The organism is Enterobacter sp. 03-F-07-AD-ECC (assembly GCF_047530935.1).
Classification (GTDB): Bacteria; Pseudomonadota; Gammaproteobacteria; order Enterobacterales; family Enterobacteriaceae; genus Enterobacter; species Enterobacter cloacae.
In genome coordinates this window covers 129,273-149,772 of record NZ_JBLKBZ010000003.1, presented here as the reverse complement: position 1 = coordinate 149,772, position 20,500 = coordinate 129,273, and the positions used below count along the sequence as shown (strand labels likewise).

Annotated in this window: 17 protein-coding genes and 1 pseudogene; 6 read left to right on the top strand and 12 right to left on the bottom strand. The window is 53.1% G+C overall.

Annotated features, from left to right (window positions below):
• Positions 1-34: 34 nt before the first annotated feature.
• The 9 genes and pseudogenes from ACMWKA_RS05820 to zupT all read right to left on the bottom strand — a co-directional run bounded on the left by ACMWKA_RS05820 (position 35) and on the right by zupT (position 11,310).
• Positions 35-1,089: pseudogene (locus ACMWKA_RS05820) on the bottom strand (fimbrial protein).
• On the bottom strand, positions 1,073-1,828 hold the full coding sequence (locus ACMWKA_RS05815) for a molecular chaperone (protein WP_414760049.1): 756 nt from the start codon (positions 1,826-1,828) through the stop codon (positions 1,073-1,075). The pseudogene ACMWKA_RS05820 and the gene ACMWKA_RS05815 overlap by 17 nt, the downstream one beginning before the upstream one ends.
• 9 nt (positions 1,829-1,837) lie before the next feature.
• Positions 1,838-4,273: a fimbria/pilus outer membrane usher protein gene (locus ACMWKA_RS05810; RefSeq protein ID WP_414760096.1), complete on the bottom strand. Its 2,436-nt coding sequence runs from the start codon at positions 4,271-4,273 to the stop codon at positions 1,838-1,840.
• Positions 4,274-4,349: 76 nt separating this feature from the next.
• Positions 4,350-4,907: a fimbrial protein gene (locus ACMWKA_RS05805; protein WP_038983453.1), complete on the bottom strand. Its 558-nt coding sequence runs from the start codon at positions 4,905-4,907 to the stop codon at positions 4,350-4,352.
• Between the two features lie 214 nt (positions 4,908-5,121).
• Entirely contained in the window at positions 5,122-6,183 is a 1,062-nt protein-coding gene (locus tag ACMWKA_RS05800) for a fimbrial protein (RefSeq protein WP_080314648.1), read from the bottom strand.
• A gap of 2 nt (positions 6,184-6,185) precedes the next feature.
• A complete protein-coding gene (locus ACMWKA_RS05795; RefSeq protein WP_020689471.1) occupies positions 6,186-6,920 on the bottom strand; it encodes a molecular chaperone in 735 nt (244 codons plus the stop codon).
• 15 nt (positions 6,921-6,935) lie between these two features.
• Positions 6,936-9,458, bottom strand: coding sequence for a fimbria/pilus outer membrane usher protein (locus tag ACMWKA_RS05790; RefSeq protein WP_414760048.1), 2,523 nt, complete (start codon positions 9,456-9,458; stop codon positions 6,936-6,938).
• 78 nt (positions 9,459-9,536) lie between these two features.
• Positions 9,537-10,112 carry a fimbrial-like protein gene (locus ACMWKA_RS05785; protein WP_045293703.1) on the bottom strand — a complete coding sequence of 192 codons (576 nt, stop codon included), beginning with the start codon at positions 10,110-10,112 and terminating at the stop codon, positions 9,537-9,539.
• A 424-nt stretch (positions 10,113-10,536) separates the two neighbouring features.
• On the bottom strand, positions 10,537-11,310 hold the full coding sequence (gene zupT, locus ACMWKA_RS05780) for a zinc transporter ZupT (protein ID WP_013098748.1): 774 nt from the start codon (positions 11,308-11,310) through the stop codon (positions 10,537-10,539).
• A gap of 196 nt (positions 11,311-11,506) precedes the next feature.
• Between zupT and ygiD the strand changes: the two genes are divergently transcribed.
• On the top strand, positions 11,507-12,295 hold the full coding sequence (ygiD, locus tag ACMWKA_RS05775) for a 4,5-DOPA dioxygenase extradiol (protein WP_348569402.1): 789 nt from the start codon (positions 11,507-11,509) through the stop codon (positions 12,293-12,295).
• Between the two features lie 79 nt (positions 12,296-12,374).
• Here ygiD and ACMWKA_RS05770 read toward each other — a convergent pair whose 3' ends face one another.
• The 3 genes from ACMWKA_RS05770 to tolC form a co-directional block, all read right to left on the bottom strand.
• Complete coding sequence (locus ACMWKA_RS05770) at positions 12,375-13,535, bottom strand: glutathionylspermidine synthase family protein (protein ID WP_218656142.1); 1,161 nt, start codon at positions 13,533-13,535, stop codon at positions 12,375-12,377.
• 2 nt (positions 13,536-13,537) lie between these two features.
• On the bottom strand, positions 13,538-14,203 hold the full coding sequence (locus ACMWKA_RS05765; protein ID WP_013098745.1) for a DUF1190 family protein: 666 nt from the start codon (positions 14,201-14,203) through the stop codon (positions 13,538-13,540).
• Between the two features lie 190 nt (positions 14,204-14,393).
• Positions 14,394-15,860 (bottom strand): outer membrane channel protein TolC, encoded by a 1,467-nt coding sequence (gene tolC / locus ACMWKA_RS05760; protein WP_048971854.1) that lies wholly within the window; start codon positions 15,858-15,860, stop codon positions 14,394-14,396.
• A 203-nt stretch (positions 15,861-16,063) separates the two neighbouring features.
• Between tolC and nudF the strand changes: the two genes are divergently transcribed.
• Genes nudF through parE form a run of 5 tightly spaced genes read left to right on the top strand, consistent with a single transcriptional unit; the run spans position 16,064 to position 20,472 of the window.
• Positions 16,064-16,696, top strand: coding sequence for an ADP-ribose diphosphatase (gene nudF / locus ACMWKA_RS05755; RefSeq protein WP_013098743.1), 633 nt, complete (start codon positions 16,064-16,066; stop codon positions 16,694-16,696).
• Positions 16,693-17,115 carry a DUF1249 family protein gene (locus tag ACMWKA_RS05750; RefSeq protein ID WP_003862516.1) on the top strand — a complete coding sequence of 141 codons (423 nt, stop codon included), beginning with the start codon at positions 16,693-16,695 and terminating at the stop codon, positions 17,113-17,115. Before nudF ends, ACMWKA_RS05750 begins: the two co-directional genes overlap by 4 nt.
• A gap of 27 nt (positions 17,116-17,142) precedes the next feature.
• Positions 17,143-17,970 carry a 3',5'-cyclic-AMP phosphodiesterase gene (cpdA, locus tag ACMWKA_RS05745; protein ID WP_020689480.1) on the top strand — a complete coding sequence of 276 codons (828 nt, stop codon included), beginning with the start codon at positions 17,143-17,145 and terminating at the stop codon, positions 17,968-17,970.
• A complete protein-coding gene (gene yqiA, locus ACMWKA_RS05740; RefSeq protein ID WP_014833291.1) occupies positions 17,970-18,551 on the top strand; it encodes an esterase YqiA in 582 nt (193 codons plus the stop codon). The genes cpdA and yqiA overlap by 1 nt, the downstream gene beginning before the upstream one ends.
• A 28-nt stretch (positions 18,552-18,579) precedes the next feature.
• Entirely contained in the window at positions 18,580-20,472 is a 1,893-nt protein-coding gene (parE, locus tag ACMWKA_RS05735; protein ID WP_013098740.1) for a DNA topoisomerase IV subunit B, read from the top strand.
• Positions 20,473-20,500: the final 28 nt, after the last annotated feature.

Sequence of the window (20,500 nt, the reverse complement as noted above, 5' to 3'; positions counted from 1 at the left end):
ATGAAAAAGCCGGGGAAACCCGGCTTTTTTGTCTCTAGTGGTAGTTAATTTTAAACAGCACGACCGTTTCAAAAGGGCCAGAATCGATACCCTTTCCCTCTGCACGTGAAAGCTCAGCGGTGTACGTGGTCTCGAAATGCAGCACCGAACCGGTAAAATCAGCGTACTCGTCATACTGATTGAAGGTGTAGGGCTGCCGTTAAGAATGCGCAGCTTCAGGCCATTACCAATCAGCAACGCCGTATCACTGGCCGTCAGCTCGCTATCGGTATAGAACGACGAGTCGATCTTAAATCCGTCTGAACACTGCGCATCCTGTACTTTACTGGTTTTAACCGAGAACGTTCGCGTACGCGTGCCCTGATTGACGATGTCACGTGCGCTGAAGGTGCCAAAGTCGATCTCCTGATTTTCAGGGTAAATACTGAACGTCGCTCCGCAGTCCAGTACCCTGATGTTTTCCAGCCCGTTAATGTGGTATTTGAGGTTTTTGGCATCAGGAAGCGCATTTACGCCGCCTTTGCCGTCAAACTGCACGACGATGTAATCACCAAGCGTGCTGACGTAGCCCTGAGGCGGTATCGCTTTGAGCTTAACATACAGCCTGAAGCGTGCCGCAAAGGTTCGTGAGGTATGTACATCCCACGCATTCCCCGAACAGATGTATTTCTCCCAGCCCATTGCTTTTAACTGTTCGGCCGTGTATTTGCTCAGGCTGTTGTTGTCCAGACACTGACGGGTATCCACGCCGTAGGTTTGCCCGATGGCATCGTAATCTGCACCCTCGTAGGTTACACCGAGCTCGTAGTAAGGATCCGACACCGACGGATAAGGGTTCACCCAGGCGAAGACGTCTTCGTTCTCATGATTTGACGCGGTATTTCTGTCGCAATACACGGGGATTTTGATATCGCTGGATTCCCAAATCTTTTGCCCAACCCTGGCTGTGCTGGGGATTGAGAATTCTGACACCGTTTTGGTTTGCTCCACCGGGCCATTTTGTGTGCCAAGGTAGCAGTTCAGCGCCAGCGCCTGCTTAAGGGGGCACATCACCAGCATTAAAAGGAAAAGCTTAGCGCGATGTCGCATTTTGCCCTACCTTGCGCGGCGTTAGCGTGCATGGTGTTGACCCGGTACAGGTTAAATTGACCTTGCGTAGCGCACCATAATCATCAATATAACCTATGCTGTAGCCCGTTCCTTCTGTTTCACTTAGCGTCAGCGTACTGGTCGCAAACGGGCTAATCATCAGACTGTCGAAGCCTGGCATCATGGTTTTTCCGTTATTGCTCAGCCATGCCAGCGTAATGAAATAGGGCGTTGGGTTTTTCAGGCGCATGGTTTTGCCCGACAGCGTCACCGACAGCTGCATCTCCGTCTCTTCACCTGCTTTTTTACGAATGCTTTCCGGCCGCCAGAACAACTTTATGCGGCTCTGCATAGCCACCTGCATGACGCTGCGCTCCTCTTTCAGGCTCCCGCTTTTGGGCGGCACTTCACGCAGATTGAAATAAAACAGCGTTTCCCGATCCTCCGGCAGCTGTTGCGTCGCGCCCTGTTTCACGATCCGCACCTGTGACGAGGCGCCGGGTTCAATGCGCTGAATAGGCGGCAGGACCATAAAATGGGTGTCCTCTTTGCGCCCGTCCCGATCCTCCACCCAGGCGAGGGCAAGGTAGGGAAGCGATTTGCTCTGGTTTTCAATGGTCAGGCTGCTGGCTTTATCGCTTTCGGCAAAGACGATGCGCGTCCTGTCCAGGTTAATTGCCGCCTGCGAGACGCCGGAGCCACAAAACAGGAGTGCTGCTAAATAAACGTATGATTTCATAGTGATAAGTTACTGGCAGGGCAGCATCAGCTGCGTGGTGTTGTCGAGAGAGGCTGGCAGGGAGAAATGACACTGCTGATCGTCTCCCCAGGTGACGATAAAGTGCTGTTCAGCTTTTACCGCCCCCAGCCAGATATGTCCGTCCTGGGCGATAATGCCCACCTCTTTGCCTGAATCCTGCTCGCGCACCTGGGCGCCGAGAGGCGGCGTGCCGCTGGCGGTACGCACGATCCCGGCAACATCCTGACCCTGACGGGAGGCAATCAGCCGATAACCGATTGCACCCTCGGTCCAGGTGGAGCGAATGACGTGGTTATCGACATCGACACCCTCTGGCAGGTTATTCAGATTGACCTGTACGCTGGCGGGCATATAGCTCGAAAAGGCGGGCAGGACGCCAATACCAAACATGTTGGTGGCATCGCGGGACATATTCAGCGGTATATTGCCGATTCCTTCCGTGCTGACCATCACGCGCGGTTCGTTGCCGTAGCTCCGGCGATGAAGCGACGCCCCGTGGGCGGTTGCGGTAAACGAGCCGTTCCAGCTCGCGCTGACGGAACGGTAGTCATGGGCCTTGTAGCTTCCGGACAGGTTCAGATCTCCCGTCCCGGCATAGTGCTGATAATTGGCGCTGACTTGCGCCCCGGCGTCAGTTTTTTCGCTCTCGGTACCAGCGGATATCCCCCAGGTATTGTTACTGTCTGAAGAGTCATACCAGGAGAGCGTTTGACGCGTCGTGTCGCTGTTTCTCAGATCGTAATTGAGGCGATGATCCGGATCGAGGGGGAGGCTTAAAGAGAAGTAAACCTGCGTGTCATCGCCTTGATCCTGATAATGTGTTTTGCTCCATGAGGCCGTCACGCCAAGATTTTTCCAGCGGCCAAGGTCGAAGTTGTATCCTGCCGTGAGCGTGCCGGTGGTAGAGGGGGCTCTGTCCCACCAGGTCTGGCGCAGCAGACCAAGGTAAAGGTTTAGCGACAGGGCGGGGATGTACTGGCTGGCAGTGATGCTTAGCGTCTGTTTTTCCGTTTCCGCGTTATCCTGGTCTTTTTCAAGAAAGCGGGCATAGCTGAGAAAGCGGCTGTCGGAGTAGCGGTAGCTGGCAAGCGTGAGCTGACTCCCGGTGGTGTCGAAACGCTTGCTGTAGTTGATGCGGTAACTGTATCCCGTCTGCTTTGCTTCCCCCTCGTGATGGCTGCTGGCCTGGGTGACATCAAATGACAGCGCGCCCAGCATATCCATGTTCTGCCCGATACCAGCCGCCAGCGCGCGGTAATCATTACCGCTGTTCAGGATCCCACCGTACAGGGAGGTCCGGGAGAGTACGCCCCAGGAGAATTCGCTGCTTAAAAAGGCCTCGTTTTCGACCTGATGCGAGCTGTCCTGACGGGGTTTACCGCCCGCCAGCTTATAGCGAACCTGGCCTTGTCGCGTCAGGAAAGGCACAGAGGCAGCAGAAACCTGAAAGGTGCTGGTATGACCGTCTTCTTCGGCGACGGTGACGTCCAACGTTCCCTGTACGGACTGGTTGATATCCTGGATGACGAAAGGGCCCGGTGGGACTTTGGTTTGATAGATAATTCTGTCTGCCTGGCTGACGGTCACGGTGGCATTCGTCTGCGCAATACCAGAAATTTGTGGCGCGTAGCCGCGCAGAGACCAGGGAAGCATACGCTCGTCGCTGATAAGTGAGGCTCCGGTGTAGGAAAATCCGTCGAAAATATCCGACTGAAAATCTGACTCACCCAGCGTGAACTTTGAGCCAAGTGCAGGCAGAGGACGAAAAAGGTAGGCGCGAGAAAGGCGGCCGTCGCTCTGCGACCTCCCATCCGTACGGTTAAGGGCGTACTGATAATCTCCCCGCAGTCGCCAGGCGCCCAGGTTGGCGCCAGCGGTCCCGTAGGTATTGACGTTATCGCTGCTTGATCCCTCATCTGGCTGATAGCGGCTGGCAAACAGATTGTAATCCAGCAGCACGCCTGAGACACCGTTGTCCCAGGTCGCGGGCGGCATCCAGTTGGTGGAACGGTACTGTAGCCAGGCCTGAGGTAGGGTGACTTCCAGCGTTTGCGTCGCCTGAATCAACTCGAAACGAACCTGCGGTAGCGGGGAAAAGTCGACACAGCCCGCGTTAACCGTCAGCATGCTGCGGTATTTATCGTCCAGACCAAAAGTGTCCGCCAGATCGGACGGAATGCAGACTTCCGTTGTATCGTCTTTTTTATACCAGGCTAACTGCCAGCCGTTAGTGAGTGACGTATTATTAATTGCAACGTTAACGAAATAATGACCCGGCGCAACGTGGTTCTTATCTTTGAACTGGGATAAATCAACATTGCCGCGCTGATCTTTATCGATAGCGTTAATATTAAATTCAACGGCGGCCAGTGGAAGAGGCGTAAGAAAGCCAGCAATGATGATCGAAAATGCACTGTATTTCATCATTCAGCTCTCAAATAAAATTACGGCAATGGCTGGCAAATATATTGCCAGCCGAAATATAATTAACGGTATGGGCTTATTTATACAACAGGACGTAATTCGCGGTAGATTCGACCTGGCCTGCCGTTGCTGTTTTACCATCGACCACTTCCATCTGCGCTTTGAAGTGCAGCGTCTGGGTCGCTGAACCCGCAGAAAGATCGACAGTTTGAGCCGTACCAAGCGTGATAGGGGTCTCTGCATTATCCAGTAAACGAACGCCCACGTTCTGCGCGCCGCCCGCATAGGTGTTGCTCATCAGGCTGGTATCGGTTGCGTCGGTAGCGGTGCTGCTGAAGGTTACGTCCACTTTGGTGACGGGTGTTGCGGTTTCATCTGCAGCGTCAAGCTGGCAGTTTTCCAGGTTGATATCAACCGGTACCGCCGTGGATTTTTTATTCACATTCATCACCGCCGTGGTGAACTGGCCAAGTTCAATCTCTTTATCAATACTGTCTGGTGCAATATTGCATGGTGCGTCAATAATAACGCCCTTAAAGGTGATTTTACCGGAGCCCTGATCGCTTGCCAGTGCATTGCCAGAGATAAAAGAGCCTAAAGCAACCGCCAAAAGTGTTTTTGAAATATTTCGCATGAAATATCCTTGTTATGAATAATATTTAAGAGATACTGATGTTTGAGGCGGTTGTATTCTAAAGCTAATTGTAACAATGCGTGATTAAAAAATAATTAAAGACTCTTTAAGTGTGCGTTTATTAATTATTGAAGTGAATGGCTTACATAGAAAAAAGAGGGCGAGGGGCTAAATAAGCTGACCAACAGGAGATGCTGGTCTGCTTTTTGATCAATTATTGATAATTGATTTTGACAATAATGTCTTTACTGAATGGTCCAGGAATAACGGCTTCACCAGGTTTACGGGTTAGCTCCGCCGTATAGTCATGCGTCAGCGTCGTCTCCGTATCATCAGGGTGATAGGTTGCAAAAGGAAGATACTGGTTGTACGTCACGTCGCCATTGGTTTTATCAATGAGACGCATGAGTAAACCATTTCCCATGTCCAGATGCGTATTATCGTAGAGCGTATCGGTGGTGTAAAAGCTGGTCGTCACGTCAAATTGTTCTGAACAGCCAGCAGTGGCATCCCGGATTGTCGAAATGCTAAACGGTGAGGTGACGGCGTTGGCGTTGACTGCGCTCTCCGTAAACTGGCCAAAATTCACAATCTGATTTTCAGGGTAGATCCGGATATCCACACCGCAGTCCAGGAAGTGAATATTTGAAAGCCCGGTAATGTCGTAATGCAGGTTTTTTGCTTTCGAAAGCGTGTTGATTCCGCCTGAACCGTCAAACGTCAGCACGGTGACGGAGGGAAAGGTATAGTCAAACTGCTCTTTTGGTATCGCTTTTAGCTTCACGTAGAGACGAAAACGCACGGTAAACGTGACGTTTTTCTGAATTGTGACGCCATTGCAGGCTGCTTCTTGATACTGTTTCCATTTGTCATCCTGCTTATCAAGGCAGGCTCCCGTATCAATTTTGATATCGGGGATGTCATAGTCAATACCGTTATAGGTTACGCCAAACGCCAGATAGGGATTGTTGGTCATCAGGCTATCGGTGTTATGGAAACTGTCCAGGATATAGGCATAAACGTTTTCACTCCAGGGATCCTGCGAGACAGGTTTTGTACTGTCGCGGGTGGCGTTATCGCAATATACCGTCACCAGCAAATCGCCGCTTTCCCAAATTTTTTGTCCGGCTGGAGCGTTGGCTGGTACCGTGAACGTCGGGAGCGTTGTTGTGACCAGACTTTTGCCGCCTTTTGAATCTTTGTAACAGTCCATCGCCCATGCGGAGGATGAGAACAAACATAAAAGGGCAATCACCGCGAGATGTATTTTTTTCATCATTATCCCTTATTCACCGGTTTGCTCTGGCAGGCAGGTTGCACCGCGTTACAACTCACCTTAAACATTTCCAGACCGCCATAATCGCTGATATACCCGACTTGAAATTCAGCGGGCAGCTTAGCCAGTGACTGGCTGGCCTGACCAAACGGCTCAATCATTACGCTCTCTGCGCCCGGCAATAAGGTTTTACCGTTCAGTCCGATATAGCCCACGGTGATGTAATAGGGGCTGCTGTTTTTAAACTGCAGCGTACCCGAAGCGCGGGATATAACCACTTTATCCAGCGGAACAAACTGGCCCTCCTTAAGCTCAATGGCTTTTGGTCGCCAGAACAGTTTAAGGCGGCTTTGCATGGCAATTTGCATCACGTTCTTCTGCTCGGCTTTGGGTGGGATTTCCCGCATGTTGTAATAAAACAGCGACTCTCGATCGGCTGGAAGTCGGCTGAGGTTTTGCTGCGCCATCAGGCGAACCTGCGCCTGTTCCTCCGGCTCGATACGCAGCAGTGGCGGAACAGGAGAGATAAACTCGCGCGTTTTTTTACCCTCTTTATCCTCAATCCACGACTGAGCCAGATAAGGATCGGTTTTACTCTGGTTTATCAGTCTGACCGACACGCTTTTTGCTGAGGCGTTGAAAATGATGCGTGTTCTGTCGGGCGATACGGTGGCCCAGGCAAAGCTGCACGTGCCAAGGAAACAGATAAGTCCTTTTGAAATCATCGTGATGTTCATTTTATTCATCCTGAATTAATGCACTGTTTTACAAGGTAAAAATATAGCATCACCGCTAAGGTTACTTTGGTTCGGCGGCGTGATTTCACACGCTTTGTCAGACCAGGTGAGACGTAATGTACTGTTTTCCTGAATCCCGCTGAGATAAACGAACCCTTCTTCGGCAACCAGACCGACCTCTTTACCCGTAGCGCTGTCGACGATACTGACGCCCAAAGGAGGGAACTGACCGTTTTCCTGTCGAATAATGCCGACAATCTGGTAGCCCGTGGTGGCGTTCAGCTTGCTGTAACCAATGGCACCTTCCGTCAGCGTGGTGCGAATAACGGAGGTTGCTATATCCACGCCATCAGGCAGCGTGTTGCTGTTAACGCGCACCGTGGAGGTGGTGTAGTTGCTGAGTGAGGGGACGACAGCAATACCGAATGCGTTAGTGCGCGTGCGCGAACTGTTGACCTCAATTCCGTCAACGCCATCGGCATCGATCATCATGCGGGCGTTATTGGCCGGGCTGTAATCATGCAGGGCTACGCCATGTCGCGTGGCGGTGATCGAGCCGTTCCAGCCCGCGCTGATCGAACGGTATTGGTTGGGCTGAACGCTTCCTGAAAGATTCAGGCGTCCGTAAGGAGAATAGTGCTGGTATCCGCCGCGCAATGACGGTTCGCCTTCGTGCAAATCGTCTTCCGTCGTAGAGGCCGAGAGATTCCACGTATTGTTGCGATCGGAGGCGTCATAGTAAGAAGCCATATGAGACGCGCTGTCGCCGCCTGAACGCTGGTAGCTGTACATAATGCTACGACTTTGCTCCAGCGGGAGGGTGAAGGCGAAATAGACCTGGTTTTCGTCGCTGTCGTCCCAGCGCACGCGGCTTAGCGCCAGCGATGCGGATAAACCTCTTAAGTTGCCGATATCAAAATTGCGGCTCAGCGAAAAGGAGTAGTTTGTGTTGCTGCTGTTGTCCCAGTAGGTGTTACGGGTGACGTTGAGATAGGTATTTAATGCCAGCGAATCAAGGTACTGGTTGAAGGAGATAACGTAACTCTCTTTTTCGTTTGTCGTTGAGGTATCTCCGTCCCGGGAGGCGAGATATTCACTCATTGAGACATATTCTTTATCCGAGAATCGATAACCTGCGAAGGTGATCTGGCTGCCGGTCGCCTCAAAACGTTTTGCGTGGTTGGCGCGATAGCTGTACCCACGCTGTGTCTCATTTTTTCCCTGATGGAGCGTGGCCTCGGCGCCCGTAACATCAAAAGAGATCGAGCCGAACGAATCCAGGTTGAAGCCGATACCGGTGGTCATGGCCTGATAATCATCCGCCGTCAGCAGGGTGCCGCCATACAGTGACACATTACTCAGCCAGCCCCACGAGAGTTCACCTGTCCAGAAAAGCGGGTTATTGATGTCGTTATGGCCCGTAGCGGTGGGCTTACCGATGGATGTTTTATAGCGCACCTGGCCTTTTCGGGTCAGGAAGGGGATTGAGGATGAACCCACCTGGAAGGTGGTTTTGCGCCCATCTTCCTCTTCGACCACCACATCCAGCTGTCCCTGGTAGGTTTCACCCAGGTCTGAAATGGTGAACGGGCCCGGCGCGACGGTTGTTTGATAAAGAACGCGGCCAGACTGGGAGACGGTCACTTTGGCATTGGTCTGCGCGATGCCGTTAATTTGTGGTGCATAACCCTGTAAATCAGGCGGCAGCATACTTTCATCACTTTCCAGTGATGCACCGGTAAAGTGGAAGGTATCAAAAATATCTGAGCTTAAATCATATTGCCCCAGCGTCACTTTTGATGACAGCGAAGGGATAGGGCGGTAGAGATATGTCCGTGCCAGACTGCTGTCGCTGCCTGTAGACTCACCGTGACGAAAGTTTTGGTTATACTGATAATCTGAACGCAGACGCCACGCGCCGAGGTTAAACCCGAGCGTGCCGTAGGCGCTGAAATTCTGGCTGTCGTCGCCCCCATGCGGATCGTACTGGCTGCCATAGAGATTATAATCAAGTAAAACACCCGCAATGCCTTCATCCCAATATTCCGGCGGTGTCCAGTTCTTCGCCTGATATTTCATCCATGCCTGGGGAACGGTGACGGAAAGCACCATTGTCCCTTTATTAAGGGAAAAGCCCAGCTCAGGAACAGCCGAAAGATCAAGGCAACGTCCGCCCTGAGAATAATGGAGCCGCGAAATAAAATCGGTGCTCAGCCCGAAAGCGGATAACTGCCCGGCATTCACACAAATTTGCGAACCGCTTTCGTTTTCCGTTGCGATCCACTCCATTGTTGCGGATTGAGGCAACGTGTTTTTATTGACCTGAATGCGGACGAGATAGCTACCCGGCGCGATGTGGCCTTTTTTCTCAAACTGGGAAATATCAATATTACTTCGGTCTTCAACGTCAATCATATCTGTGTTGAATTCAACCGCGGAGACAGGCAACACGAATAAAGCTGAGTAAAGTGTGACACTCAGCGAATACTTTATAAAAGCAGAGAGGCGGGAGAGTTGATGCGCTGAGTGTTTTAGCATAAATCCGTTTCGCTTTTAAAAAGAAGGCATAAAAGCCGATGAGTCCTTCATCGGCTACGTTTTCAGACGGCAATCAAATTACTTATATTCAAGGATATAGTTCGCCTGGGCCTGAACGTTACCCGGGGTAGCCTGGCTGCCAGATACTGGTTCCATTCGGGCTTTAAAGTTCAGTTCCTGATAGGCATTTGTGGTAGGGAAGGACACTTCAATCGGCGTACCCAGCGTGACTTTATTGCTGCCGCTATCCAGCAAGCGAACGCCCACACCTGTTGCACCGCCGATGTTGCCATCAAGCGTGTTTTTCATCAGGCTGGTGTCGGTCGAATCGGTACTTGCGGAGGCAAAGGTGACCTTCACTTTGTCGATCGTAGTGGTGGTTTGTCCGGTGGTAGAAGAGAGAATGCAATCCTGCAGGTGGATATTCACGTCAACCGGCAGCGAGTTTTTACCGCTGTTCAGCACGCTATCCGCGACTTCTCCTAATTCAATCGTCTGATTTTCATCTCCCGGGGTGATAGAGCAAGGCGCACTGATAACTTCACCGGTGAACGTGATCTTCCCCGAGCCCTGGTTATCTGCTGCCATAGCAGTAAATGACAGACCAGAAAGCAATGCAGTTGTCGCAACTGCCAGAATAGTCTTGTTAAACATGAAGATATAATCCTTTATCTAAGAGTGGATGGCGCAATAATTTTAATGAATTAATATTGCAACACTTTTATTTCATTAAAGCGGTCGAAATATACCAGTCGCAATATGGTTCATCTCGTGAGTATTTCTAAATGGGGAATTTAGAGGCTATTAATAAATCATTTGAAGTTATAAATGGGAAAAATGCTGTTGCTCTACAGCCAGAATGCTCGGTTTAAATAGTGATTGACATCAATCTTTTGAGATTTTTTAAATACACGAAGCGGTAATTATTTTACGGGGAATAGTTATAAATAATATTTATTAAGTGAATTCTATGGCGATTAGAAAGTATGGTGCCGGACTTTATATCATTAATACTGATAGTTGGTATTCACTGACATGAAAAGAAATTGCGCTCCCTCAAATAAGGAAGCGCAACCGTTCAACCAATACCCGCCGTTTGTAACAACACCAGGCTTAATCCCATTACAGACATTCCGCACAACACCCCATAACTCGGATTGTTGTTAGGATCGATCTCTTTCGCCAGCGGCATCAGTTCATCAACCGACAGCGCCACCATAATCCCCGCAACTGCGGCCATAATGGCGGCCATCACCACCGGTGAAACCAGGCTTCCCAGTATCAGCCACGCCAGTACGCCCCCGAGAATTTCTGCCATTCCCGATATCCCGGCCCAGAACACGGCGGTGCGTTTTGATCCCGTGGCGGCATAAACCGGCCCGGCAACGGCCAGCCCTTCAGGAATATTGTGTAAGGCCACCGCCAGGGCGATACCCAGACCCATCTCCAGATTGCTGCTGGCGGTGACATAGGTCGCGACACCCTCCGGGAAGTTGTGCAGGCTGATGCCGAGCGTCAGGAGGATAGCAGTACGTTTAATCTTTTGCGGCACCGGTGCGACGCTTTTTTGCATTAAATCCTGCGGATGTGCATGGGGCAACATGCGATCGAGGGCAAAATAACCCAGCAGACCAAAAACAAACATGCCGTAACCCAGTACCGGAGACATACCTTCTGTGCCCAGTGCGGCAGGCAGCATCTCCATCAGAGAGATGAGCAGCATAATGCCGGCAGCAAATCCCAGTGAAAAGGCCAGCACGCGGTTAGACGGCTTTTGACCAAGCACACCGAGGATCGCACCGATAAAGGTGGCGGCACCCGCCAGGATGGTCAGGATCAAGGGGACGGACATGCAATGCTCCTTGTGATAATGATTCTCATTAATACTAATAATTCACGTTGGCCAAAGCGAGAGGGGAACCTCTGTTTTACATATTCCTTACATTCAAATTTCCTGATGATGATCTTCACGCTTATCTGCGTTCATCTTCATCGTGTTAAGCGTAATGTAGCACCATCAAATTGACACCTTCTGTAAGGATATCACCATGACTTCTTCACGTATGCCAGCACTGTTTTTAGGCCACGGTAGCCCAATGAACGTTCTGGAAGACAATGTCTACACCCGCACATGGCGTCACCTGGGTGAGACGTTGCCGCGTCCGAAGGCGATTGTGGTGGTGTCTGCACACTGGTTCACTCGTGGCACTGGCGTAACTGCCATGGAGGCGCCAAAAACAATCCATGATTTTGGCGGTTTCCCGCAGGCGTTGTACGACACGCATTATCCGGCCCCCGGCTCGCCCGAGCTGGCACAGAAGCTGGTGGATTTGCTGGCACCTGTCCCGGTCGCGCTGGATAAAGAGGCCTGGGGCTTTGACCACGGCTCATGGGGCGTGCTGATAAAAATGTACCCGGACGCCGACATCTCGATGGTGCAGTTGAGTATCGACAGCACTAAACCGGCAGCCTGGCACATGGAGATGGGCCGCAAGCTGGCTACGCTTCGTGATGAAGGCATTATGCTGGTGGCAAGCGGTAACGTGGTACACAACCTGCGCACGGCGCGCTGGCACGGTGAAAATACACCTTACCCATGGGCAACGTCCTTTAACGATTACGTTAAAGACAATCTGACCTGGCAGGGCCCGGTTGAGCAGCATCCGCTGGTGAACTATCTGGATCACGAAGGCGGTTCGCTCTCTAACCCAACGCCGGAACACTTCCTGCCGCTGCTGTACGTTCTTGGCGCGTGGGATGGTCAGGAACCGGTGACGATCCCGGTCGACGGTATTGAGATGGGGAGTTTGAGTATGCTGTCGGTGCAGGTGGGGTAATAAAAGCAAAGCGGCAACCTGCGGTTGCCGTTTTTAGTGTTTATACCCTCTCCCGTGGGAGAGGGCATCAGGCCGCACTCTACTCAACAAAAATATGCGGATAGAACCGTGACAGATCCTGCGTGATCAGCGCGCGATCTTCGCGGATGCCAATCCCGGCAGGCTGATCGTTGATGAGCCAGCTGCCAATCAGCGTATAGCTGTCGTCAAATTTCGGCAGCTGATAAAACGCCTGGACGATCATTCCTTCTTCGCCGTAAGGCCCTTCAACCGCTTCCAGCGTTTTACCGTTTTCGATAATGGAGACGTTTGCCCCCTCGCGGGAGAAAATTGGCTTCACGACATATTTTTCCATTTGCGGGTAATCATCTTCCGCAAAGTATGCCGGCAGCAGGTTCGGGTGGTTCGGGAACATTTCCCACAGCATCGGCAGCAGGGCTTTGTTGGAGATGATGCTCTTCCATGCCGGTTCCAGCCAGCGCACGCCAGCGTCTTCCAGCTTGGTGGAGAACATCTCACGCAGCATATATTCCCAAGGGTAGAGCTTGAACAGGTTACTGATCACCTGATCCTGCAGGTCAGTAAACTGACCTTTCTCGCCCAGACCGATATCCTCTATATAGAGAAACTCGGTGGCGACTTCCGCTTCGGCAGCACAATCCTGCAGATACTGAACCGTTCCACGATCTTCTTCCGTGTCACGGCAGCAGGCGAGATGCAGCAGGTTAAAGCCGTGCTGTTCACGCAGCTCGGCGAAACGCTCAATCAACTTTTCCTGCAGGCTGTTGAACTGGTCGCTCTCTTCCGGCAAGTTTCCGGCGTTCATCTGGTCTTCCAGCCAGATCCACTGGAAGAAGGCCGCTTCATACAGAGAGGTTGGTGTATCGGCGTTATTTTCCAGAAGCTTAGGTTCACCCACGCCATCCCACGCCAGATCAAGGCGAGAATAGAGCGAGGGCTGGCTGGTTTTCCACGACTGGCGCACAAAGCCCCAGGTGTGCTTCGGAATGCGGAATTTAGCCATCAGCTCGTCGCTGTCGATCACTTTCTCGACAACCTTCAGGCACATCTGATGGAGCTCTGCCGTCACCGCCTCCAGTTTTTCCACCTGGGCGAGTGTCAGTTTGTAATAAGCGTCTTCACACCAGTACGGCTCGCCATACATGGTGTGGAAGTTAAAACCGTATTCGGTCGCTTTTTCGCGCCAGTCCGGGCGCTCGGTGATACTGACTCGTTCCATGATCAGCCGCCCATTGAGCGAGTTGACGTGCCCGTCGCGCTGCGCTGCATGCTGGTCTGTTTCGCCACAGATTCACCGAACCCGCCGCGGGTGATGGTGCTGGTGGTAGCCGGTTTCGGAGCCATCGCCGTTTTCGGTACGGTCACGGTGCGGCCAGGCGTTGCTGCGCCATAGCCTTTGCCGCTGGCATCGGTGTATTGGCCGTAGGCCGGGCTGGCCGGGTTTTTCGAGCTAAACAGCGGCTGCTGCTGGTAACCCGCCCCGCCGCCCATCAGGCGGCCCATCATATAGCCGGCCATCAGTGGCATCCAGAAGCTGCCGCTGGACTGAGCCTGCGCCTGATTTTCTGGCGCCGTTCCCGCCTGAGCCGGTGTCTGCTGACACTGGCCTTCACCGAACTCTGCCACGCAGTCTTCGCGTGTGGCATATTTCGGTGCGGTACGTTCCGCTTCTTTCAGGGCGTTGTTATAGGCGGTCTTACATTCTGCCGCGTTACCGGTTGCGGCTGAGCAGTCTTCCGCATTTTGATACAGAGAGACCGTTTCATCGCTTTTCTCACAGCCTGCCAGCATAAATACAGCGGTAACCGCCAGCGCAACAGGGGTGAGGTGACGCGCGTTCCAGCTTTTGCGGAACGAAGCGTGATTTATGGATTTTGTCCGTTTCATATTTGTCTTCCAGGACCCAGTGGTTATAACGCTCAGGATAGAGGATGAGTGGTTGAAAATGAAGCGAAGAGGGTCGGAATCAGGGGGATCTTTACGTTGGCTTACGTTCGGATGTGATTCAGATGCTCCCTCTCCCTGTGGGAGAGGGCTGGGGTGAGGGCATCAGGCCGCAGTGGGCCTGATGACACTCTTAGTTACGGAACGGATTGCTGCCGGTGTTGGTACGCGCAGCGGCTGGCTGTGCAGCAGGCGCGCTGCTGTTAGCGTTGAAGTTATCAACCGCAGCAACCTGCTCCGGATTCTCCGGTGCCACGCTGTCCGGCGAGGTTGAGACCGGTTTACCCAGCGCATTGTTCAGCGCCAGCAGGTCCTGCTCGTTCAGCGTACCCAGCGCCTGCTTGATGTTCAGCTGGTTAATCAGGTACTGGTAACGTGCGCTGGAGAGCTGCTGTTTCGCGTTATACAGCGTGGTGGTCGCGTCCAGCACGTCAACAATGGTACGGGTACCGACGGAGTAACCGGCTTCCATTGCATCCAGGGAGCTTTGGGCAGACACAACGGCTTGTTTATACGCGTTGATGCTGCTGATAGAAGCGTTCACGTTGTTGAACGAAGAGCGCACGGTCTGCACCACGTTGCGGTGGGCGCTTTCCAGCTGCTCGCTTGCGCCAACGAAGTTGTACTGCGCCTGTTTCACCTGAGAATTCACCAAACCGCCCTGATACAGCGGCAGTGAGAAGCTCAGGCCGACTTTGTTCTGGCCCTGGTTGCTGTCGTCATACTGGGCGGTGTTGGTTTTAGAACCGCTGTAGCTGGTATCAGACACGCCGGTGGAGGCGCTCAGGCTCAGGGTTGGCAGGTGGCCATCCTGCGCCTGTCGAATCTGCTCGCGGGCCAGGTCCTGGCTCAGACGCGCCTGCAGTAAGGTCAGGTTGCGGTTTTCCGCTTCTTTCAGCAGGGCATTCACCGCCTGCGGCTTATCGGTCTTGAAGTTATCTACGTTCAGGGAAGCCAGTTCTGGATAGTAATTACCGGTGACCTGACGCAGAGATTCCAGCGCGTTGTCGAGGTTGTTACGCGCGGTCACTTCGTTGGCCAGTACGCTGTCGTACTGTGAACGGGCGTTCTGCACGTCAGTGATGGCGACCAGGCCCACGTTGAAACGCTGGGTGGTTTGATCTAACTGACGGTAAATTGCCTGTTTCTGCGCTTCAGTATAGGAGAGCGAGTCAATCGCGCTCAGCACGTTGAAGTACGCAGTCGCCGTGTTCAGGATCAGCGTTTGCTGGTCAGTCTGATAGGTCACATCCTGGATACCCGCGCTCTTTTCCTGCAGGGTCAGTGCGCGCCATTTGGACATATCAAACAGCGTCTGTGTTAATTGCAGTGAGGCGCTGGTAGCATTGGAGTTAACGCCGTTAGCGTCGCGGAAACCGTTGCTGTAGGTATAATCTGCACCTAAACCTAACTGCGGCAGCAGTGGGCTACGCGCTTCGTTAATCTTTTCAAACGCAGCATCACGATCGGCCGCTGATTTACGTAAATCAGGGTTGCCCAGACGTGCCTGCTGGTAGACCTGTAACAGGTTTTCCGCCTGGCTCATTGCACTGAAGCCCGTCAGGCTCAGGCCGATAAGGATGGGGAGCAATTTCTTCATTTGCATTCCTTGTTGTGAAGCAGTATTAGCGCTGATCTAATTAAAAATAATTGCCGATTCTAACAGAATCATCCACACCAAAAGGTTGGCGTAATGTGCCATGTGGCGTTAATTTGCACCAATCTACCATATAGCCTTACAAACGGCAGCCAAACAGCCTTGAAATTCATAATTTCATCACCATTGCTACCAGGACTCGACTCATGCAAAAACCAGATAAGTTGCCCGTGACATTCGCCAAAAACGATGTAGAAATTATTGCACGAGAAACGCTTTATAGCGGTTTTTTTTCAATGGAACTTTACCGTTTCAGGCATCGCCTGTTTAACGGTGAGATGAGCGGCGAAATCAGGCGCGAAATTTTTGAGCGCGGGCATGCAGCAGTCTTGCTACCCTTTGACCCAGTGCGTGATGAAGTCGTACTGGTTGAGCAGATTCGCATTGCGGCGTATGACGTCAGTGAAAGCCCGTGGTTGCTGGAGATGGTCGCCGGCATGATCGAAGAGGGCGAGTCGGTTGAAGACGTTGCCCGCCGCGAGGCGCTGGAAGAGGCGGGGCTGATCGTTGGCCGCACAAAACCGGTGCTCAGCTATCTGGCCAGTCCGGGAGGCACCAGCGAGCGCTTGTCCATCATGGTGGGCGAAGTGGACGCCACGACCGCGGATGGGATCCACGGTCTGGCAGATGAAAACGAAGATATTCGGGTTCATGTGGTGAGTCGGGAGCAGGCTTACCAGTGGGTAGAAGAGGGGAAAATCGACAACGCAGCGTCTGTCATCGCCCTGCAATGGCTGCAACTGCATTATCAGACATTACGAAACGAGTGGAAAAAATGAAGCGTTATACACCTGACTTCCCAGAAATGATGCGCCTGTGCGAAACCAATTTCGCACAATTGCGCCGCCTGCTGCCGAGAAACGACGCACCCGGCGAAACGGTAAGCTATCAGGTGAGCAACGCGCAGTATCGATTAACGATAACAGAATCAACGCGCTACACTACGCTGGTGGAAATCGAACAAACGGCACCCAGCATTAGCTACTGGAGCCTGCCGTCAATGACGGTGCGGCTCTACCACGACGCGATGGTCGCTGAAGTGTGTTCAAGTCAGCAGATCTTTCGTTTTAAAGCGCGGTATGATTACCCGAATAAAAAGTTGCATCAACGCGACGAAAAGCATCAAATTAACCAGTTTTTAGCCGACTGGCTAAGATATTGTTTAGCACATGGAGCAATGGCGATTCCGGTTTGTTAGCGTCATAAACCTACCTAAGGACACCATTTGGAAAGCCTGTTGAACCTGACTGTTGCTGGTGGGGCACCAGTCAGGATATTACAAATCACCGATACTCACCTTTTTGCCGAAAAGCATGAAACGCTGCTGGGGGTGAACACCTGGGAGAGTTATCAGGCTGTACTTAGCGCTATTCACGCTGAAAATCGTGCCTGCGATCTGATCGTTGCAACGGGCGATTTGGCGCAGGATCAATCCTCCGCGGCCTACCAGCATTTTGCTGAAGGCATCGCGAGCTTTAGCGTGCCGTGCGTCTGGCTTCCGGGCAACCACGACTTTCAGCCTGCGATGTACAGCTCTCTTCAGGAGGCGGGGATCTCTCCGGCGAAGTGTGTGTTTGCCGGTGAGCAGTGGCAGATCCTGCTGCTCGACAGCCAGGTGTTTGGCGTCCCGCACGGTGAGTTAAGCGAGTTTCAGCTCGACTGGCTGGAGACCAAACTGGCCGCCGAACCGGCGCGACATACGCTGCTTTTGCTTCATCATCATCCGCTTCCGGCGGGCTGTAGCTGGCTCGATCAACACAGCCTGCGCAATTCTGCCGCCCTGGATAGCGTGCTGGTGAAATTCCCGCGCGTGAAGAATCTGCTGTGCGGACACATTCATCAGGAACAGGATCTCGACTGGAATGGCCGCCGTCTGCTGGCGACGCCGTCGACCTGCGTTCAGTTTAAGCCGCACTGCGCGAACTTTACCCTGGATACCATCGCGCCGGGCTGGCGCTGGCTGGAACTGCATGCGGATGGTTCACTGACCACGGAAGTCTGCCGTCTGGCAGGCGCGCAATTCCGCCCCGATACCGCTTCAGAAGGCTATTGATGTCTACGCTCCTCTACCTGCATGGGTTCAACAGCTCGCCGCGATCTGCCAAAGCGACACAGTTACGCCAGTGGCTGAGCGAGCATCATCCGCACGTTGAGATGATTATCCCGCAGCTGCCGCCTTATCCGGCAGAGGCGGCGGAGATGCTGGAATCCATTGTTCTGGAACACGGCGGCGAATCTTTCGGCGTGGTGGGTTCCTCGCTGGGAGGGTATTACGCCACATGGCTCTCGCAATGCTTTATGCTGCCCGCCGTTGTGGTTAACCCGGCGGTTCGACCGTTTGAACTGCTTCGGGACTTTCTTGGCGAAAACGAGAACCCCTACACCGGCCAACAATATGTGCTAGAGTCACGCCATATTTACGATCTCAAAGTTATGCAGGTCGACCCGCTTGAAGCACCGGACCTGATCTGGCTGCTGCAACAAACGGGTGATGAAGTGCTGGATTACCGCCAGGCAGTGGCGTATTACGCCTCCTGCCGCCAGACTATAGAAGAGGGCGGAAACCATGCTTTCACGGGCTTTGAAGATCATTTCACCCAGATTGTCGATTTTCTTGGACTGCACAGCCTCTGACAATCAATGCGAATTGCTAGTTTAAATCATGACGCAAACCTATAACGCTGATGCCATTGAGGTACTCACCGGGCTTGAGCCGGTTCGCCGCCGCCCGGGGATGTACACCGATACGACGCGCCCAAACCATCTGGGCCAGGAAGTTATTGATAACAGTGTCGACGAAGCGCTGGCAGGCCATGCCAAACGCGTCGACGTTATCCTGCATGCCGATCAGTCGCTGGAAGTTATCGACGACGGTCGCGGCATGCCGGTGGATATCCACCCGGAAGAGGGCGTACCGGCCGTTGAGCTGATCCTCTGCCGACTGCATGCGGGCGGTAAGTTCTCCAACAAGAACTACCAGTTCTCCGGTGGTTTGCACGGTGTGGGGATTTCCGTGGTTAACGCCCTGTCTAAGCGCGTGGAAGTGAACGTTCGCCGCGACGGCCAGGTGTATAACATCGCGTTTGAAAACGGCGAGAAAGTGCAGGATCTGCAGGTTGTCGGCACGTGCGGTAAACGCAACACCGGCACCAGCGTCCACTTCTGGCCTGACGAAAGCTTCTTCGACAGCCCACGTTTCTCCGTTTCTCGCCTGACGCACCTGCTGAAAGCCAAAGCGGTGCTGTGCCCTGGCGTGGAAATCACGTTTAAAGATAACGTCAACAATACCGAGCAGAGCTGGTGCTATGCCGACGGCCTGAACGACTACCTGTGCGAAGCGGTAAACGGCCTGCCGACGCTGCCGGAAAAACCGTTCGTCGGTAATTTCACCGGTGACACCGAAGCGGTGGACTGGGCGCTGCTGTGGCTGCCGGAAGGCGGTGAGCTGTTGACCGAAAGTTACGTCAACCTGATCCCAACCATGCTCGGCGGTACGCACGTTAACGGGCTGCGTCAGGGTCTGCTGGATGCGATGCGTGAATTCTGCGAATACCGCAACATTCTGCCGCGCGGCGTGAAGCTGTCGGCGGAAGATATCTGGGATCGCTGCGCCTACGTGCTTTCCGTGAAGATGCAGGATCCGCAGTTTGCCGGGCAAACCAAAGAGCGTCTCTCCTCGCGTCAGTGCGCGGCCTTTGTTTCCGGCGTGGTCAAAGATGCCTTCACCCTGTGGCTGAACCAGAACGTTCAGGCTGCAGAGATGCTGGCGGAAATGGCGATCTCCAGCGCGCAGCGTCGTCTGCGTGCGGCGAAGAAAGTGGTGCGTAAAAAGCTCACCAGCGGTCCTGCGTTGCCGGGCAAGCTGGCGGACTGTACCGCGCAGGATCTTAACCGTACCGAGCTGTTCCTGGTGGAAGGGGACTCGGCAGGCGGATCGGCCAAGCAGGCGCGCGACCGTGAATACCAGGCGATCATGCCGCTTAAAGGTAAAATCCTGAATACCTGGGAAGTCTCGTCCGATGAAGTGCTGGCCTCGCAGGAAGTGCATGATATCTCTGTTGCGATCGGTATCGATCCGGACAGCGAAGATCTTAGCCAGCTGCGCTACGGCAAAATCTGTATCCTCGCGGATGCGGACTCCGATGGTCTGCACATCGCCACGCTGTTGTGCGCACTCTTCGTGAAGCACTTCCGCACGCTGGTGAAAAACGGCCACGTCTACGTCGCGCTGCCGCCGCTCTACCGTATCGATCTCGGCAAAGAGGTGTACTACGCGCTGACGGAAGAAGAGAAAGCGGGCGTGCTGGAGCAGCTCAAGCGCAAGAAGGGCAAACCAAACGTTCAGCGCTTTAAAGGGCTGGGCGAGATGAACCCAATGCAACTGCGCGAAACCACGCTGGATCCTAACACTCGTCGTCTGGTTCAGTTGACCATCAGCGATGAAGACGAACAGCAAACCAACGCCATGATGGATATGCTGCTGGCCAAAAAACGTTCGGAAGACCGACGCAACTGGCTGCAGGAGAAAGGCGATATGGCGGATATTGAGGCCTGATGCCTCAGCCATAGCAATCGTAGGCCCG

What these genes read in the sequence shown, in the direction of transcription:
- ACMWKA_RS05815 (WP_414760049.1), bottom strand. Translation starts at nt 1,828, where the DNA reads ATGAAATCATACGTTTATTTAGCAGCACTCCTGTTTTGTGGCTCCGGC.
- ACMWKA_RS05810 (WP_414760096.1), bottom strand. Translation starts at nt 4,273, where the DNA reads ATGAAATACAGTGCATTTTCGATCATCATTGCTGGCTTTCTTACGCCT.
- ACMWKA_RS05805 (WP_038983453.1), bottom strand. Translation starts at nt 4,907, where the DNA reads ATGCGAAATATTTCAAAAACACTTTTGGCGGTTGCTTTAGGCTCTTTT.
- ACMWKA_RS05800 (WP_080314648.1), bottom strand. Translation starts at nt 6,183, where the DNA reads ATGAAAAAAATACATCTCGCGGTGATTGCCCTTTTATGTTTGTTCTCA.
- ACMWKA_RS05795 (WP_020689471.1), bottom strand. Translation starts at nt 6,920, where the DNA reads ATGAACATCACGATGATTTCAAAAGGACTTATCTGTTTCCTTGGCACG.
- ACMWKA_RS05790 (WP_414760048.1), bottom strand. Translation starts at nt 9,458, where the DNA reads ATGCTAAAACACTCAGCGCATCAACTCTCCCGCCTCTCTGCTTTTATA.
- ACMWKA_RS05785 (WP_045293703.1), bottom strand. Translation starts at nt 10,112, where the DNA reads ATGTTTAACAAGACTATTCTGGCAGTTGCGACAACTGCATTGCTTTCT.
- zupT (WP_013098748.1), bottom strand. Translation starts at nt 11,310, where the DNA reads ATGTCCGTCCCCTTGATCCTGACCATCCTGGCGGGTGCCGCCACCTTT.
- ygiD (WP_348569402.1), top strand. Translation starts at nt 11,507, where the DNA reads ATGACTTCTTCACGTATGCCAGCACTGTTTTTAGGCCACGGTAGCCCA.
- ACMWKA_RS05770 (WP_218656142.1), bottom strand. Translation starts at nt 13,535, where the DNA reads ATGGAACGAGTCAGTATCACCGAGCGCCCGGACTGGCGCGAAAAAGCG.
- ACMWKA_RS05765 (WP_013098745.1), bottom strand. Translation starts at nt 14,203, where the DNA reads ATGAAACGGACAAAATCCATAAATCACGCTTCGTTCCGCAAAAGCTGG.
- tolC (WP_048971854.1), bottom strand. Translation starts at nt 15,860, where the DNA reads ATGAAGAAATTGCTCCCCATCCTTATCGGCCTGAGCCTGACGGGCTTC.
- nudF (WP_013098743.1), top strand. Translation starts at nt 16,064, where the DNA reads ATGCAAAAACCAGATAAGTTGCCCGTGACATTCGCCAAAAACGATGTA.
- ACMWKA_RS05750 (WP_003862516.1), top strand. Translation starts at nt 16,693, where the DNA reads ATGAAGCGTTATACACCTGACTTCCCAGAAATGATGCGCCTGTGCGAA.
- yqiA (WP_014833291.1), top strand. Translation starts at nt 17,970, where the DNA reads ATGTCTACGCTCCTCTACCTGCATGGGTTCAACAGCTCGCCGCGATCT.
- parE (WP_013098740.1), top strand. Translation starts at nt 18,580, where the DNA reads ATGACGCAAACCTATAACGCTGATGCCATTGAGGTACTCACCGGGCTT.